This window comes from Aminobacter sp. P4_D5 (assembly GCF_056401815.1).
On the sequence record NZ_JBFUIP010000510.1, the window covers coordinates 1 to 871 of the forward strand.

Here is an 871-nt window from a genome sequence, read left to right on the forward strand (position 1 = left end):
CTTCAACACGCTCGGCCTCGGCCATGACGTGCCGATCGCCTCGACCAATGGCAGCGAATCCCTGACCGTGCTGGTCGACGGCCAGCTGCACCAGCTCCGCGTGCCCTATCCGGCCGGCTTCTTCACCAAGAACGTGGACGGGCGGATCGACGATCCGAATACCGGCTGGCGCGGCCGCGGCGTCTGGACCACGACCGGCACGCGCACGCCGTTCCACAGCGAGGGTGGGCGGGGCGAGCGGCCGAGGGTGTTCCGCGTGCAGATGCGCCCCGATCCGCTGGCGCGCTAAGGAGTAGCCCATGTCGAACGGAATGCAGGAGACGGCCATGCTGACCCAGGACCAGATCGACCAGCGTGTCTTCGAGCTCTACGACGAGTACTGCCACGGACGAATGGACCGCCGCAGCTTCCTGCAGGCGGCGGCGGCGCTCACCGGCGGGCTCGCCATGGCGCAGGCGCTGCTGCCGCGCTACGCGCAGGCGCAGACGATCTCCTTCACGGACGAAAGGATCAGGGGGCGCTACGTCAGCTACCCTTCCCCCGGCGGGAGCTCCGGCACGATGCGCGGCTATCTCGTGCAGCCCAGCGGGCCAGGCCCCTTCCCGGTCGTCCTCGTGATTCACGAGAACCGTGGCCTCAACCCGTATATCGAGGATGTCGCGCGTCGCGCGGCGGTCGAGGGGTTCCTGGCACTGGCGCCGGATGGCCTGGCGCCGGTCGGCGGCTACCCCGGCAACGACGACGATGGCCGTACCCTGCAGGCGGGGCTCGACCAGTCCAAGCTGCGCACCGACATGCTCAACAGCGCGCGCTACCTGAAGGTCCATGCGCTGAGCACGGGCAAGCTGGGTGTCACCGGCTTCTGCTGGGG

General features: G+C 69.2%; 1 protein-coding gene and 1 pseudogene. Both read left to right on the forward strand.

Translation table 11 applies throughout. The annotated features are described in order from the left end of the window. Nucleotides 1-289, forward strand: a pseudogene (locus AC1DWF_RS33140) (carboxypeptidase-like regulatory domain-containing protein); the annotation flags it as partial. Nucleotides 290-299: 10 nt separating this feature from the next. Next, nucleotides 300-871, forward strand: a 572-nt coding sequence (locus tag AC1DWF_RS33145) for a dienelactone hydrolase family protein (protein ID WP_476842745.1), incomplete at its 3' end; no start/stop codon positions are given.